Consider the following 15,955-nt stretch of genomic DNA (forward strand, 5'->3'; position numbering starts at 1 on the left):
ATCATTTCAAACTTCAAACATAGCCAAATTTTCTCAGCTAATCAGGAGTAATATAGTAAATTGCGCCGATGAAACTGCGGATAATAGACGTACTTTACCGATTACGGTTATTTTTTATTCCCTACCTGGCTATTTTAATCACCTGCCTGATTATTAAACTGACACACAGCCGCGAAGACATTTATTTTACGGTAAATCATCATCATAATCACTTTTTCGATGATTTTTTCAGCTATGCTACCGACCTCGGCAATGGTATTGCTGCAGTGATTATTCTTATAGTGATGCTGCTGTACAGCTATCGCAATACTTTTTTGCTGGCTACCAGTTTTGCCATTACCAGTGTATTAGCCCAGATTGTAAAACGGATTTTCCATTCGCCCCGCCCCTCTTTGTACTTTAAGGACGAGTTAACGCATATCTACTTTGTAAAAGGAATTAAGATTTTAAGCACCAACAGTTTCCCGTCAGGGCATACGGTGCAGGCTTTTACCATTGCCGTAGTACTGGCCTATGTGGCCCGGCAAAAACGATGGGGCTTTATTGCCTTACTTTTTGCTTTATTTATCGGTTACTCGCGTATGTATTTAAGCCAGCACTTTTTTGAGGATGTAGTGGCGGGTTCTATTATTGGAACCATCACAACAGTAATATGGCTCACTATCATAGATAGCAAGCCATTTTTACATTCATTAAAGTGGAAGCACGGTTTGCTTAAAAAGCACCGTTAAACTGCCATTTTGTTGCTGTTACGTTTTACCAGCCATACTACCAGCACTATCAGCAGCGCGCCAACACCTATCAGGATGATCTTTACCGCGGTGTTCATCCCCTGTGACTGGCCAAAGGTGGCGTACTGGTCTTTCCCGTCGAAATCCGGAGCAGTTTTTATCGATGCCAAAAACTCCTTCATCTCTTTAGATGCTAAAGCCTCGCGTTCTTCAGGGTAAGTATACTGGAAAGTATAGGTGGCAGGCTTGGTGTAAAGCACCCTGAACCTGCGCATTTGGTTACCCTGCTCGCCTGTGGTGGCCAAAGTAAAATCGCGCACCTCTACGTTATTGACAACTGTATCTTTACTATTTAAAACAGTACCGTTACCGGAAGACTGTACCACTTTATCGGTATACTCTTTGAAAACCTTCTTCAGATCTTTCTCTTTCTTCAAAGTTTTCTCAGGAGGGTTCGGCGATTTAATCACCACTACATAACCTAAAGAAGCATTACCAGAATAGATGGTTTGCCCTAACGTGTCTTTCTTGGAGAATTCCTTTGGCAACGAAACCGTGACCAAATTATCTACCTTTACTGGTTCAAGCACCTGGGCTTGTGCAGTAATCGCATATATAGCTGAAAAAAAACCTATTAATATCTTCTTCATGGCTACTATAGTCCAAAAAAGATACCAATAGGTTATTTTGGCAGGAAAAACTGTCTGCTATCAGAGGTTTTCTAACTCGGCTTTGACAAACTGCACTAAATCCTTGACATAGGCCGCACTGAAATCAAACTTAATCCCGGCAGTTTCATAAATCTCGCGGATTGTCTTCGTATAGCCTAATTTTAAGGCATTTAAGTATTGTTCGAGACCTTGCTCCGGGTTTTCTTTGTAATTTTTCCAAACGGCAATTGCACCTAACTGTGCCATTCCGTATTCAATATAATAGAACGGAACCTCAAAAATGTGCAATTGCTTCTGCCAAAGGTTGGCTAAAGCGTCGGAGTGTCCACTCCAGTCTGCAAAACCAGCTCCGAAGCGCTGGTAGATCTGCACCCAGGCATCGCGACGTTGTTCATCTGTATGATCCGGGTTGGTATAGATCCAGTGTTGGAACTGATCTACCACCGCTACCCACGGTAAAGTTTTGATGACATCGATCAACTGATCGCGGCGGGCACGCTTCAGTTCTTCCTGGTTTTCGAAATATACATTCCATTGATCCATTGAGATCAGCTCCATTGACATGGAAGCTAACTCTGCCACTTCTGAAGGGCAGTGCTTAAAATCATTCAGTTCTAAATCTGCCGTCAGGAAGGTGTGTACCGCGTGGCCGCCCTCGTGTACCATAGTGGTCAGGTCGCGGAAGGTATTGGCCGAATTCATAAAGATAAACGGCGCACCTGTTTCTGCCAGCGGATAGTTATATCCTCCCGGCGCTTTGCCTTTGCGGCTCTCTACATCAAACAGGCCATTATCTTTCATGATCTCCAGGCGTTCGCCCAGGTAACGGCTGATATTGCTGAAGCATTGGATAGATTTCTCGATCAGATCATTGCCATCCTTAAACGGTTTTAACGGTGCTTGCCCGCTTGGGTCTACGTCCATATCCCAAGGTTTTAATTCCGGTAAGCCTAACGCTTCTTTACGTTTGTTAGCCAGTTCTTCCAATACCGGTACCACTTCGCGCTCTATTGCTTCATGAAATTCATAGCAATCCTGCGGTGTGTAGTCGAACCGGCCTAAAGCCTGGAACATGTAATCGCGAAAGTTTTCGAAACCCGCATTCAACGCTACCTGGTGGCGAAGACCGCGCAGATGATCAAACAAGCTATCCAGCTGATCTTTATCCTGCAGGCGGCGACCGGTGATCTTTTCCCAAGCCTCCTGCCGTTTAGCACGATCTGTATTTTTTAAGATAGCGGCCGCTTGTTCCAAAGTGAACTCCTTACCATCTATTTCTACCGACATCGCCCCGGTGATCGACTGGTATTTTTGCTGTTCTACCTGTATTTCGGTCTGCAGCGGAATATTCTCCTCCCTAAACAATTCCAGCGCACGTTTAACACCACGCAGATAGATGAAGTATTTTTCACTATCCAGCTTATCGAAAAACTCGCTGTTCACCAGCTTTTTGTTCAGCTCGTTACTGTAAGGTGCTATCTTAGGTTCAATCTCGGTTGCGAAATACTGAAAGTCCTTCAGCAGGTTTTCGTCAGCCGTGTTGCAAGTCATTTTGATATACCGCCAGGCGAAATTTTCTTCCAGGGCAGCTTCTACCTCGCTGCGGTCGCGCAGCCATTGCTCCAATTCTTCCACAGAATTGATGGCCCTGTCGCGCAGTTCTACAAATAGCGGTTCCAGGTTTCCCCATTGCATTTCCAGGTTTTCTGGTATATAGTGTTTCTGTTTTTTGTGAATCATGGCGTCCAATTTCGGATTTCAAATGTTCAATTGCGAATTTTGTTTCGAATTTCGACTTTCACACTACACTATCCCTCATTTGCAACAAGGCGATTTGCTATTTAAGATTAACCGGTTGATATAAGGTTTTTGATAATTCCGTCACCCCATCGCGGTAGCTGGTAGGCTTAAAGTTAAAATGGCGTTCGAACTTGGTGGAGTCGAAAAAATAATCGCGGTCAAACTGGTAGAACATTTCAATCATGTTATACATCTGTTTATTGAATAAGCCTACAAGCCTTAACATCAATTTGTTGATCACACTATATTTGGGCTTCGCACCATAGATTTCAGCAGCCAGTTCTATAAACTGGATACCTGTCATCGGTGCAGCTGTTGGCGCATGCCACACCTGGTTATCAGCCTCGGGGTGTTGCCCAAGCAGATACATTGCTTTACCTGCGTCTGGTATGTAAATAAAATTATGCTTCGCCCGTGGGTTGCCCATCCATTGCGCGTTCTGGCCTTTGGCAAGTTTATCCAGCACTAACTGGTCGTAAAAGCTGTTCTTGTTATCGGTACCGTAAAAATCTGGCGCGCGTAGGATGCTTGCCCTGATACTGCCGTTGCGTGCTTCTTCCATCAGCATGGCTGCGATACCGGCCCGTACTTTTCCTTTTACACTAGTGGGTTTGTAGGGTGTATTCTCGGTCATTGGTCCTTGAACCGGCCCATACATATAAATATTATCGAAGAAGATCAGCCTGGCACCAGTAGCTTTTGTTAGGTTAATACAGTTTTGCATAATTACCGGCCATTGTGCTTTCCAAATCTTTTTATCGTAGGTAAGGCCTGCGCAAAGGTAAATTACCTCCGAACCTTCTGCTGCGGCAAGTAACTCGTCATAATTCAACAAGTCCGCTTTCTTCCAGGTAATGTTTTCGCCTTTAAAGCTGGATGGCCGTCTGCTAACGAGACGAATGGTTTCATTGTTTGCTATTAACTCGCGGGTAAGGGCATTTGCCACCGGACCGCCTGCGCCTAAAATAGTATGCATCTTTTTTCGTTTTGGTGATGATGCAAACCTACCTAAGCCGGTCAGGTTAAAACGTTAACAAAAGATAAGAAAAACAGGAATGTAACTTATGCCAGGATACGGCGGCGGATGCGCGATAAGGAAACAGGCGTGATACCCAAAAAGTTAGCGATATAATGTTGCGGGATACGCTGGATCACTTCTTTGCCTTCGTCCAGCAGTTCCAGGTAGCGTTCTTCGGGAGATTTCGTGACGAAAGATGCCACACGGTCGTCATAACAACATAAGTAATGTTCGGCGATCAGCCTGCCTAAACGTTCAGTTTTATGGGCCAGTTGCGGATGCTCCAGCATAAAGTGCCAGTGTTTGTGAGTTACAATCACCAGTTCGGAATCTTCCAGCATCTGGATGTAGTTATGCCCTGGCTCCCTTCTGAGGAAGCTTTTATACGCGCTGATAAAATCAGGGGCGAAAGTAAAGTAATTGGTAATCTCTTCGCCGTTGCGGATATGCAGATAACGCGCAGAACCTTTATAGATAAAACCTAACTCGTTAGATACCTTGCCTACTTCTGCAAAGTAAGCCTTCTTTTTTAGGGTAGAAAAAACAAAGCCTTTGCTGGCAATTGCCCATTCTTCATCTGTGTAGGTGATGTAACGGCTGAGGTAATCCCTGAAGGTTTCTGTAGCTGCTAGCGTATCCATATCCTGTCTATTAAAAACAGCAACGCAAACACCACGCTGGCAATACCATTTGTAGTCATGAAGGCAAAATTCACACGACTAAGATCGTTTGGTTTTACCAGGCTATGCTGATAAATGAGCATACTACAGAACACCACAATGCCTATGTAATATGGGAAGCCCACATGGGTATAAAAAACCGGCGTGATAATAAATATAGCCGACAGCACATGGAGGAAACTCGAGAGGTTTAACGCCCTAACTTTACCCAGGTAAGCCGGGATAGAATGCAGTTGCTCGCCGCGGTCAAAGTCTTCGTCTTGCAGGGCATAGATAATATCAAACCCGCTTACCCAGCATAGTACCGCAAGTGAGAAAAATATCGGCAATGGGGCAAATTCGTTGGTAACTACCAGATAGGCCCCTATCGGCGCCAGCGATAAGCCTAAACCTAACACCATATGGCATAGCGCTGTAAAACGTTTGGTAGCGCTGTAACCCAATACCACCAGTAAAGCGACCGGCGAAAGGTAAAAGCAAAGTGAGTTAATAAAATAAGTAGCGCCAATAAACAACAGGCAGTTTGCGATAGTAAAGGTAAGCGCCGCTGCCGGACTGATCCGCCCCGCCGGGATATCTCGCTTCTGCGTACGTGGGTTTTTGGCGTCAATGTCCCGGTCGAGGTAGCGGTTGAATGCCATGGCCGAGTTACGCGCAAACACCATACACAAGACCATCAGCACCAGCTTCTGCCATTGGAACGGGTGATTAGTTGTGGTTACTGCCAGAAAAAAACCGATAAACGCAAACGGCATTGCGAATATGGTATGAGAAAATGTTACTAATGAGAAATATTTTTTCATTGATCTTATAAGTTCCCCTCTTGAGAGGGGTTAGGGGTGTGTTCTTTTTTTAAATTCTTCTATATAAGTTTCTAATGTTCTTAAAACATTAGTGATATCTCTTATAACTTCTGTTTCCATAAATCTTAAAATGGTCAAGCCATGCTTCTGAAGTTCAGCAGTGCGATTGACATCTTTCAGATAAGCCTCTTCCTTCGTATGATAGATGCCGTCAATTTCTATCACCAAATTTATTTCATAACAATAGAAATCAACAATATAATTGAGCAAAGGCTTTTGCCTGTGAAAATCGAAGCCTAAAAACCTCTTACCCTTCAAACACTGCCATAGTTTAATTTCACCTGGCGTTCCGTTATTCCTCAATTCTTGAGCTAACTCTTTTAAATTGGAATTATAAGGGATAATGCTTCTCTTCATTAAACACACCCCTAACCCCTCTCAAGAGGGGAAGCTGTAAACCCCTTATTCACCCCATCTATAAACGCCAGTACTTCTTCGCGGCCCAATTTATTTTCTGATGAGGTGATAAAATAATCCGGCATTTGCTCGAAGGTTTGCAGTAAAGCTTTTTTAAACTGCGCCACGTTCTGGTCTGTCTTTACGCCAGATTGCTTATCTGCTTTTGTAAACACGATCACAAAAGGTAAACCGTGTTCACCTAACCAGTTACAAAACTCCAGGTCTATCTTCTGCGGTTCGTGGCGACTGTCGATCAGTACCAGCACACATTGAAGACTTTCGCGCTTATCCAGGTAGAACCGGATAAATTTGTTCCAGTCCTCTTTTTTGCTTTTCGAAATCCGTGCATAGCCATATCCAGGCAAATCCACCAGGTACCACTCATCATTGATGATAAAATGATTAATGAGTTGCGTTTTACCGGGTGTCTGCGATGTTTTTGCCAGTCCTTTTTTATTAGTAAGCATGTTGATCAGTGACGACTTTCCCACGTTAGAGCGGCCGATAAAAGCATATTCTGGTTTTGTGGGTGCAGGCAATTTAGAAACCTGGGTATTACTGCAAACAAACTCTGCCGACTTTACAATCATAAACGCAAAGTTAGGGATTTATTTAAACAGCAGCAGAACATTGCTATTTTACAGGATTATTACAACACTTTAAACAGAACAATTTAAATTTACATGTTTAAACATATAAAATATGGAAAACTATCAGATCCCTGCTCAAACCCGTATCGGGCATGTACACTTAAAAGTGAGCAACCTGCAACGGTCGCTGGATTTTTATTGTGGATTGTTAGGCTTTGAACTGATGATGATGTATGGCGATGCTGCTGCTTTTATTTCGGCAGGTGGCTACCACCATCATATTGGACTGAACACCTGGCATAGCAAAAACTCGCCTCCTGCACCCGAACGTGCGCCGGGTCTTTACCATACGGCCATTTTATATCCTACCAGAAAAGACCTGGCAGCGATTGTTAAAAGGCTGGCCGAAGCCGGTTACCAGCTTACCGGTGCATCAGACCATGGCGTTTCTGAAGCAATATACCTGAATGACCCGGACGAGAACGGCGTTGAGCTTTATTGGGACAGGCCTCGTGAGCAATGGCCGATGGACGAGCACGGCAACCTGAACATGTTTACCCGCGCGCTTGATTTTAACGGACTAATGAGCGAACTGGATAAGTAATAAACGAACAAGGCTAAGATTAACTTAGCCCTGTATCAGTTTCAATTATTGTATGCGATGGATCTGTACCGATTCCGGATCGGCAAGCATCAATGGCACCTTCTCTACCGTAACAAAACTAAGATCGAGGCCAAAGTTGCGTTCTTCTGATAAGCTGATCTTCTTCAGTTGTTTGTAGAATTCCATCACCAAGCGTTCATAAAACGACAAATAGCTGGAGCGCGACATCACTTTCTCAATCACGACGAAACGGAAATCGCCTACAATTTTATGTTTGTTCAGTGACGCATAACGGCTGGTGATATCCACCTCGCCCTTTTTCACCAGGTCTTCCACCACCTTGCGGAACAACAGGTTGATTTGCTGCTCTACCCGGAAACCAAGTTTAAAATCGATACGGATCAATTTATTCGGCACCAGGAAGTCCACCTCATACTCACGGGTGTATGGCTCGTCCATCACGTCTACGTGCACTAACCAGTATACGTCGGCACGCTTAGGTTGCTTCTGTAGAATGGAGTAAATAATTTTCGACTCCACTTCTGAGTTAAAGTTCGCGCTGGTCAGGTAAACCAACTGCGAAGCATATTTAGGCACGGTGTTATCGTCACTAAGTTCTTTGATGATCTCGTAATAATCTTCAATCTCTACAAACTTCACGTAGCGGTTGCGGATCTTACGGGCGGTATGCCAAGTCCACATGATGCAGAACAGCACCAGGCCAACGGTTAGGGTAAACCAGCCACCGTGAATAAATTTCACCAGGTTACCAAACAGGAAGGTGCCTTCAATCAGCAGGTAAACTACCAGGAAAATGGTGATCACGTAATTGGGATATTTTCTCCGCTTCAGGAATTTAGAAACCAGGATGGTGGTCATCAGCATGGCAACGGTGATGCTTAAGCCGTAAGCGGCTTCCATCCTGTCCGACTGTTGAAATAATAATACCACACCAATACAACCTGCTCCCAGCAACCAGTTGATGCTCGGCACGTACAATTGTCCTTTTTGTTCCGATGGATAATTGATCTTTACCTTCGGCCATAAGTTTAAACGCACGGCTTCCGCAATCAGCGTAAACGAACCTGAAATTAATGCCTGACTGGCAATAATTGCAGCGATGGTGGCGATGCTGATCCCGTAAATCAGGAACCACTGCGGCATGATCTGGTAAAAAGGATTGTTGATATTCAGGTCCATTACCTGGCCATTATGCTGTAATAACCATACGCCTTGCCCCAGGTAGTTTAGGATCAGGCTGGCTTTTACATACACCCAGCTCACGCGGATATTATCCCTGCCGCAGTGACCCAGGTCTGAATAAAGGGCTTCGGCCCCTGTTGTACAAAGGAATACCGCACCAATGATATTAAAAGCGACATGGCTGTTACTGCTGACTAATAATTCAAAGGCATAATGCGGACTTAAAGCCTTCAGGATAGTGGGATCCTGCACCACATAGATAATCCCCAATACGCCCATCATGGTAAACCAAACGAACATCATCGGGCCAAATGCCTTTCCCACCAGCGAAGTACCGAATTGCTGAATAAAGAACAACCCGGCAATAATGGCGATAACGATGTAAACCGTCGGCAGATCCGGGTAGTAGGATTTTAAACCTTCTATAGCCGATGAAATGGTGATCGGCGGGGTGATGATACCATCGGCAAGCAGGGCGCAACCGCCCAGCACCGCCGGCACAATCAGCCATTTGGCACGCCTGCGCACCAGCGAGAACAACGAAAATATACCGCCCTCACCTTTGTTATCTGCCCGAAGGGTGATGATAACGTATTTAATGGTGGTTTGTAAAGTTAACGTCCAGAATATAAGCGATAAGCCGCCTAAAATTAAGGTTTCAGATATCCGTTGCCCGCCTACGATAGCCTTAAAAACGTATAAAGGAGAGGTACCAATATCGCCGTAGATAATACCCAGGCTTATGAGAACACCGGCTGCTGTGAGCTTCTGTAAATCTTTGTGATGTGACACTTTTTATTTTAGAAAACGAGTACAAAAGTATTAAATGTTTGTTGATAACATAAACAATAACACATACGTATAAGACAGTTGGGGGATAATGGTTGGCAACATCTTTAATTTTGTTAAATTTTGTTAAAAATATTAACAAATACGCACCATAATAGCGATATTAAGGGTATGAATTTATAGTTTTGCAATGTGAAATTTAACCTATGAGGAAAAAATTTACTATAAAATTTTCAGTATCAGCGCTTATTGCGGCAATTATCTGCTTCAATACGGCTGTGTCTGCTCCTCAGTCAAGGTTGGATACCACTTTTTTAAGACTGAAAAATCCCAAACCCACTACCAAAACTTCTTACCTGAAGGGGTTACACATTAATTTCCCGTCTTTCAAGTCTATCATCAACCCATCTTCCACCAAGGCGGGTATGGCCAAGCCTGCGGTAGAGGATAAGGCGCTGACGAATGTGCAGATCTACCCCATCCCGGTGTCGGACCAGATCAACGTTAAGTACACCATCACCCGTAATTCAAACGTGACCATTAAGATTATGGACGTATTGGGTAACAACGTGCTTACACTGCTTTCGCAACGAATGGAACCCGGCGAGCAAAAGTTTAGCTACAACCTGAACAAACAACTCACCAGCGGTTTTTACTTTGTACGTGTAGTGGTAGGTACAGAATCTATCATCAAGCGGATCTCGGTGCTGTAAGCAAAACCAACCTGGTTTTTATTCGTTTCTACTTTAATAATAATGACAACGAACAATACTTCGTCGGCCGATACCTGGTCTGCAGATCTTTACCGTAAATACGAAGCGGAACGCAACCGGCCGGTGGTTGATCTTTTAAATCGCATTATCACTACCGAAGTAAAATCAGCAGCTGATATTGGTTGTGGTCCGGGTAACTCTACCCAACTGCTTCAGGAAAAATTCCCGAAGGCAACGGTAGTTGGCATGGATAGCTCGCCGAATATGATAGAAGCAGCCCGTAAGCGCCTGCCTGATATAGCCTTTGAGGTAGCAGACGTTGCCAACTGGCAAAATTCAACCTCATTTGATGTTATTCTGTCTAACGCCGTATTGCAATGGGTGCCTAATCATCACACCCTTATTCCAAATCTGCTGGAAAAAATAAACGCAGGCGGAACGCTTGCCATTCAGATGCCCGACAATTTTGCAGAACCTACACACCGCCTGATGCGCGAGGTAGCAGCGAGCGGGCACTGGGCTAAACAATTAACGGATGCCCCTAAACGGCTTGACAGGCAGCCAGCCGATTGGTACTTTAACCTTTTGTATCCACGGGTTAGCGCATTGGATATCTGGCGCACTACATATTTCCACCCGATAAAAAATGGTGCAGAAGGGATTGTTGAAATGGTAAAAAGCACCGGCTTAAGACCTTACCTGGATACGCTTGCTCCTAAGGACCAAGACTTATTCTTGGAAGCTTACCAGGCAGAAATTAGCAAAGCATATAAAGCTCAATCAGACGGAACAGTTTTGTTACCATATCCACGTCTGTTTATTATAGCGGTCAAATGATCGGCAACACGGCAATGCAATGGCCTATTGGGTAAAATTTTAAATGCACCAACATCTTGGTGTATTTAATGTTTAGTTTTGGGATTTACCCAATACCTTTTATGAAGATTATTGCCATTGGCCGCAACTATGCGGAACACGCTAAAGAGTTAAATAACCCTGTTCCTACGGTGCCCGTTATTTTTATGAAACCGGATACCGCCATTCTTAAAGACAACAAACCTTTTTACCTGCCCGATTTCTCGCAGGATGTTCACCACGAGATTGAACTGGTGTTGAAAATATGTAAGGAAGGCAAACACATCGACGAGAAATTTGCCGCCAACTATTACGATGAAGTAGCCCTGGGGATAGATTTTACGGCCCGCGACGTGCAGGCCCGACACAAAGAAAAAGGCTTGCCTTGGGAGTTGGCTAAAGCCTTCGACGGCTCTGCCCCTATCAGCAATTTTGTACCTAAAAGCAAGTTTGCCGATATGTACAGCATTAATTTCCATTTAGACATTAACGGCGAAACCCGCCAGACCGGCAATACACAAAATTTACTATTCTCTTTCGAGCGCATTATTGCTTTTGTATCACAATACATCACCCTTAAAAAAGGCGACCTGATATTTACCGGTACACCCGAAGGTGTTTCTGCCGTAAAACAAGGCGACCATTTGGAAGGATTTTTAGAAGACGAAAAGCTGCTTGATTTCTACGTTAAATAACCTATGCTAAAACATGCCCTGGCTTTGTGCCTTACTGCCGCGATGGCAGTTTTGGCCGCTAAAGCACAATCTACCCAGCCTATACAAAGCAGGCCCTACCCTGTTGACATTTTTCGTTACCCGATAGATCTGCCGCCAAGTACTGCCGGTTCTTTCGGCGAATTGCGTCCGAACCATTTCCACTCTGGTTTAGATTTTCGCACCAACCAGCGCGAAGGCTACCCGGTACATGCTGTTTATGATGGATATGTGTCCCGGCTTCGGGTGCAGTTCGGAGGATTCGGTAACGCGGTTTACGTTACCCACCCTAACGGATTTACCTCTGTTTACGGCCACCTGCAGCGCTTTGCGCCCGAACTGGAACGTTTTGTGCGCGAGCAGCAGCGCATCCAGCAGAAAGACATTGTCGATTTTACGCTTACACCGTTCCAACTGCCCGTGGCGAAAGGACAGGTCATTGCCATTTCGGGTAATACGGGTGGCTCTGCCGGTCCGCACCTGCATTTTGAACTACGAGATGCCAACACCGAAGAAACCATCAACGCACAGCTTTTCGGGTTAACCATTGCAGACCATATTCCACCGGCCATCAGCGCGATAGCTGTATACCGATTAAACGGTCAGCCATTCAGCGAGCGCACCTCGCGCGCTTATTACCCTATTACCGGTGCTTCAGGGAATTACCACCTGATGAACCAGCAAGTAGTAACCATCGGCAGGGATGCCGGGTTGGGCATTGTATGCGACGACCGGAACAGCGCTTCGGCCAATCATAACGGCATTTATTCGCTTGAACTAAAACTCGATGGCACCACGATCTATACTTATGCAGTAGAACGCTTTGCTTTCGATCAAACCCATGCCATCAACGCCTATATCGATTACCCGGCATATCAAACCTCGCGCAGGTTTATTCAAAAGTGTTTTATCCTGCCCGGAAGTAAGATCAATCTGTATCCGCAGAACATCAACCGGGGCATCATCCAGTTAAATGATGATGAGGTGCATGAGGTCACTTACATCGTCAAGGATATTGCAGGTAACACCTCAACGCTGAATTTAAAGGTCAAAGCTGGTGCAAGGGACATGTCGCCTGCGCCGCCAGAGGGTTCAACCCGGTTCAAGTATGACCAGGTGAATAATTTCACGGCGGATAACAATCGCCTGCAACTAACTATCCCGCAGGGGAATTTGTACGACGACCTGGATTTTACGTTCGGCATACTGCCTAAGCATACCGGTGCATACTCTGCAACTTATAAATTGCATAACCGCCTTACCCCGATTCACGGCAGTTATGAGATCAGGATTAAACCGGATAGTACCATCGGCGCATTAGCCGCTAAAGCCGTTATCTTTAATACGGTATCCGGCTGCGAAGGCGGTAATTATGAAGATGGTTATGTAAAAGCGCACGTACACGATTTTGGCGAATTTTATGTACGTTTAGACACTATCCCCCCGGTGGTGAGGCCGATAAATTTGATAAATGGCGGCAGTATGGCCGGTAAAAGCAAAATGTCGTTCCGCATCAGCGATAACCTTTCGGGTATCCAGTCTTATATTGGAAAGATTGACGGACAGTGGGTTTTAATGGAGTGGGATTATAAAACTAAGATTCTAAATTATACCTTTGATGCAGGGCTGGCCCCTGGCAAGCACCATTTAGAATTAGTGGTCAGAGATTATAAAGATAATACAACTCAATACACAGCTGATTTTTACCGATAATGAGTTCACTTACCGAAGGCACTAAAGCTCCGGGCTTTACCGCCAAAGACCAGAATGGGAACACCGTTTCTTTAGCCGATTTTGCAGGCAAAACTGTTATCCTTTATTTTTATCCGAAAGATGATACCCCCGGTTGTACTGCGGAGGCTTGCAGCTTTAGGGATAATTACCAACTGTTAAGCAGTATGGGTTACGAAGTGGTGGGTGTGAGTGTGGATGACGAGAAATCGCACAAAAAATTTGAAACTAAGTACAGCCTTCCGTTTACATTGATTGCCGATACCGACCACAAAATTGTGGAAGACTACGGTGTTTGGGTAGAAAAAAACATGTACGGCAAAAAATATATGGGCGTGCAGCGCAGTACCTTTATTATCAACGGCGAGGGTACCATTACACACGTTATTGCCAAAGTAGACACTAAAAATTCTTCGCAGCAGGTTCTTGATCTGTTGCAAGCCAAATAACCAATCACTTTTAATGACGAACGATATTACTGAATTAAAGCGCGTATCCTCGCAGGTGAGGCGCGACATTGTACGCATGGTGCACGGCTGCCAGTCTGGTCACCCGGGTGGTTCACTCGGTTGTACCGATTTCCTGGTTGCCCTTTATTTTTCTGTGATGAAGCACCAGCCTGTCCCCTTTGATATGGATGGCAAAGGCCAGGATCTTTTCTTCCTGTCCAACGGGCACATCTCCCCGGTTTTCTATTCCGTTTTAGCCCATTCCGGCTATTTCGATAAAGCAGAGCTGGGTACTTTCCGTAAACTGAACTCCAGGCTGCAGGGCCACCCGACTACCCACGAAGGCTTACCGGGGGTACGCATCGCTTCGGGTTCTTTAGGCCAGGGTTTATCTGTAGGTATTGGCGCTGCTTTAGCTAAAAAGCTGAACGGGGATGGTGCTTTGGTATATACCCTGCACGGCGATGGTGAATTACAGGAAGGCCAGATCTGGGAAGCGATGATGTTTGCCGCACACAACAAAGTAGATAACTTAATTGCTACCGTAGATTACAACGGCCAGCAGATTGACGGGCCAACCAGTAAGGTATTATCCTTAGGCGACCTGCATGCTAAGTGGGCTGCTTTTGGCTGGGACGTACTGGAAACCAAAGGCAATGACATGGAAGCGTTACTGGCTACCCTTACAGAAGCGAAAAGCCGTACCGGCCAGGGTAAACCTGTCGTGATCCTGATGCATACCGAAATGGGCTATGGCGTCGACTTTATGATGGGCAGCCACAAGTGGCATGGTGTTGCACCTAACGATGCGCAGTTAGCACAGGCGTTAGCGCAGCTGGAAGAAACACTGGGAGATTATTAACGGCCTTCGGCAGAGCCAAGAAACAAGAATCAAGAGTCAAGACATTAACCATAAAGCCTTTTAAAGTCCTCCCTACCGGGGAGGATTTAAGAAGGGGCTAAGAGTCAAGACTTAACACAACAAATAAAACTCAATCTAAAGTTCTCCCTACCGAGGAGGATTTAAAAAGAGGCTAAGAAACAAGATAGTTACGAGTAGCGAGGTGCGGGGAGCGGGTGGAAGGAGATCAATGACAGTATGTGCACACCCTTAACACGCAACTGAATACCCGAACCTGAAAACTGAATAATGAAAAAATACACTTACACAGATAAAAAAGATACCCGTTCCGGTTTTGGGGCGGGCTTACTCGAAGCGGGTAAGCAGAACGACCAGGTGGTGGCCCTTTGTGCCGACCTGGTAGGCTCGCTTAAAATGCAGGACTTTATCAATGCCTTCCCGGAGCGTTTCTTCCAGATCGGTATTGCCGAAGCCAACATGATGGGTATTGCTGCCGGGTTAACCATCGGCGGTAAGATCCCTTTTACCGGTACGTTTGCCAACTTCTCCACCGGGCGCGTTTATGACCAGATCCGTCAGTCCATCGCTTATTCGGACAAGAACGTGAAGATCTGCGCTTCGCACGCAGGTTTAACCCTGGGCGAGGATGGCGCGACCCACCAGATCCTGGAAGACCTGGGCATGATGAAGATGCTGCCGGGCATGACCGTTATTAATCCTTGTGATTACAACCAGACCAAAGCTGCGACCATTGCTATTGCCGAGCATCATGGCCCGGTATACCTGCGGTTCGGTCGTCCGGTAGTGCCCATCTTTACCGATCCTGACCAGAAGTTCGAGATCGGCAAGGCCTGGATGGTCAACGAAGGGAAAGATGTATCCATCTTTGCGACCGGTCACCTGGTTTGGGAAGCCATTTTAGCGGGTGAGCAGTTAGCCGAGGAAGGTATCGATGCCGAGATCATCAACATCCACACCATCAAGCCGCTGGACGAGGAAGCCATTTTAGCTTCGGTGCGGAAAACGGGTTGTGTGGTGACGGCTGAAGAGCATAACCGCCTCGGCGGCCTGGGTGACAGTGTGGCTCAGGTACTGGCCAAACATTATCCTGCCCCGCAGGAGTACATCGCCGTGAATGATTCTTTCGGCGAGTCTGGTACCCCTGAGCAGCTCATGACCAAGTATGGCCTCGACAGCAAGCACATCGTCATCGCTGCTAAAAATGCCATCGCCAGAAAACAAAAGTAAACCTTAAGGTTTTTTATAAGTCTAAAATTTGTATTG

The 15,955-nt window shown here is 45.5% G+C and carries 17 protein-coding genes; 9 read left to right on the forward strand and 8 right to left on the reverse strand.

Going from position 1 to position 15,955, the window contains the following annotated elements:
- Positions 1-68: 68 nt before the first annotated feature.
- Positions 69-731 (forward strand): phosphatase PAP2 family protein, encoded by a 663-nt coding sequence (locus tag MUY27_RS10600; protein ID WP_245129996.1) that lies wholly within the window; start codon positions 69-71, stop codon positions 729-731.
- On the opposite strand, the gene MUY27_RS10605 is transcribed toward MUY27_RS10600, so the two are convergent.
- The 7 genes from MUY27_RS10605 to yihA all read right to left on the reverse strand — a co-directional run bounded on the left by MUY27_RS10605 (position 728) and on the right by yihA (position 6,752).
- Entirely contained in the window at positions 728-1,381 is a 654-nt protein-coding gene (locus MUY27_RS10605) for a hypothetical protein (protein WP_245129997.1), read from the reverse strand. The genes MUY27_RS10600 and MUY27_RS10605 overlap by 4 nt on opposite strands.
- Positions 1,382-1,441: 60 nt before the next feature.
- On the reverse strand, positions 1,442-3,142 hold the full coding sequence (locus MUY27_RS10610; RefSeq protein ID WP_245129998.1) for a M3 family oligoendopeptidase: 1,701 nt from the start codon (positions 3,140-3,142) through the stop codon (positions 1,442-1,444).
- 97 nt (positions 3,143-3,239) lie between these two features.
- Positions 3,240-4,178: an NAD-dependent epimerase/dehydratase family protein gene (locus tag MUY27_RS10615; RefSeq protein WP_245129999.1), complete on the reverse strand. Its 939-nt coding sequence runs from the start codon at positions 4,176-4,178 to the stop codon at positions 3,240-3,242.
- An 86-nt stretch (positions 4,179-4,264) separates the two neighbouring features.
- Positions 4,265-4,861, reverse strand: coding sequence for a Crp/Fnr family transcriptional regulator (locus MUY27_RS10620; RefSeq protein WP_245130000.1), 597 nt, complete (start codon positions 4,859-4,861; stop codon positions 4,265-4,267).
- Positions 4,849-5,703 (reverse strand): UbiA-like polyprenyltransferase, encoded by an 855-nt coding sequence (locus MUY27_RS10625; RefSeq protein ID WP_245130001.1) that lies wholly within the window; start codon positions 5,701-5,703, stop codon positions 4,849-4,851. Before MUY27_RS10625 ends, MUY27_RS10620 begins: the two co-directional genes overlap by 13 nt.
- Positions 5,704-5,733: 30 nt before the next feature.
- Positions 5,734-6,120, reverse strand: a complete 387-nt coding sequence (locus MUY27_RS10630; protein ID WP_245130002.1) for an endonuclease domain-containing protein — start codon at positions 6,118-6,120, stop codon at positions 5,734-5,736.
- Between the two features lie 11 nt (positions 6,121-6,131).
- Positions 6,132-6,752 carry a ribosome biogenesis GTP-binding protein YihA/YsxC gene (gene yihA, locus MUY27_RS10635; RefSeq protein WP_245130003.1) on the reverse strand — a complete coding sequence of 207 codons (621 nt, stop codon included), beginning with the start codon at positions 6,750-6,752 and terminating at the stop codon, positions 6,132-6,134.
- A 112-nt stretch (positions 6,753-6,864) separates the two neighbouring features.
- On the opposite strand from yihA, the gene MUY27_RS10640 reads away from it, so the two are divergent.
- On the forward strand, positions 6,865-7,356 hold the full coding sequence (locus MUY27_RS10640) for a VOC family protein (RefSeq protein WP_245130004.1): 492 nt from the start codon (positions 6,865-6,867) through the stop codon (positions 7,354-7,356).
- A gap of 45 nt (positions 7,357-7,401) precedes the next feature.
- Here the strand turns inward: MUY27_RS10640 and MUY27_RS10645 are convergent, their stop codons facing one another.
- The gene (locus MUY27_RS10645; RefSeq protein ID WP_245130005.1) at positions 7,402-9,351 is read right to left on the reverse strand and encodes a KUP/HAK/KT family potassium transporter; all 1,950 of its coding nucleotides are present in this window, start codon (positions 9,349-9,351) and stop codon (positions 7,402-7,404) included.
- Between the two features lie 203 nt (positions 9,352-9,554).
- On the opposite strand from MUY27_RS10645, the gene MUY27_RS10650 reads away from it, so the two are divergent.
- The 7 genes from MUY27_RS10650 (at position 9,555) to MUY27_RS10680 (ending at position 15,919) form a co-directional block, all read left to right on the forward strand.
- Entirely contained in the window at positions 9,555-10,061 is a 507-nt protein-coding gene (locus tag MUY27_RS10650) for a T9SS type A sorting domain-containing protein (RefSeq protein WP_245130006.1), read from the forward strand.
- A gap of 42 nt (positions 10,062-10,103) precedes the next feature.
- Positions 10,104-10,898: a trans-aconitate 2-methyltransferase gene (gene tam / locus MUY27_RS10655; RefSeq protein WP_245130007.1), complete on the forward strand. Its 795-nt coding sequence runs from the start codon at positions 10,104-10,106 to the stop codon at positions 10,896-10,898.
- A 101-nt stretch (positions 10,899-10,999) separates the two neighbouring features.
- Complete coding sequence (locus tag MUY27_RS10660) at positions 11,000-11,611, forward strand: fumarylacetoacetate hydrolase family protein (RefSeq protein ID WP_245130008.1); 612 nt, start codon at positions 11,000-11,002, stop codon at positions 11,609-11,611.
- 3 nt (positions 11,612-11,614) lie between these two features.
- On the forward strand, positions 11,615-13,342 hold the full coding sequence (locus MUY27_RS10665; RefSeq protein ID WP_245130009.1) for a M23 family metallopeptidase: 1,728 nt from the start codon (positions 11,615-11,617) through the stop codon (positions 13,340-13,342).
- The gene (gene bcp / locus MUY27_RS10670) at positions 13,342-13,809 is read left to right on the forward strand and encodes a thioredoxin-dependent thiol peroxidase (RefSeq protein ID WP_245130010.1); all 468 of its coding nucleotides are present in this window, start codon (positions 13,342-13,344) and stop codon (positions 13,807-13,809) included. Before MUY27_RS10665 ends, bcp begins: the two co-directional genes overlap by 1 nt.
- Positions 13,810-13,822: 13 nt before the next feature.
- Positions 13,823-14,671 carry a transketolase gene (locus MUY27_RS10675; RefSeq protein ID WP_245130011.1) on the forward strand — a complete coding sequence of 283 codons (849 nt, stop codon included), beginning with the start codon at positions 13,823-13,825 and terminating at the stop codon, positions 14,669-14,671.
- A gap of 288 nt (positions 14,672-14,959) precedes the next feature.
- Entirely contained in the window at positions 14,960-15,919 is a 960-nt protein-coding gene (locus tag MUY27_RS10680; protein WP_245130012.1) for a transketolase family protein, read from the forward strand.
- Positions 15,920-15,955 lie beyond the last annotated feature (36 nt).

This window comes from Mucilaginibacter straminoryzae (assembly GCF_022953055.1).
Taxonomy (GTDB): Bacteria; Bacteroidota; Bacteroidia; order Sphingobacteriales; family Sphingobacteriaceae; genus Mucilaginibacter; species Mucilaginibacter straminoryzae.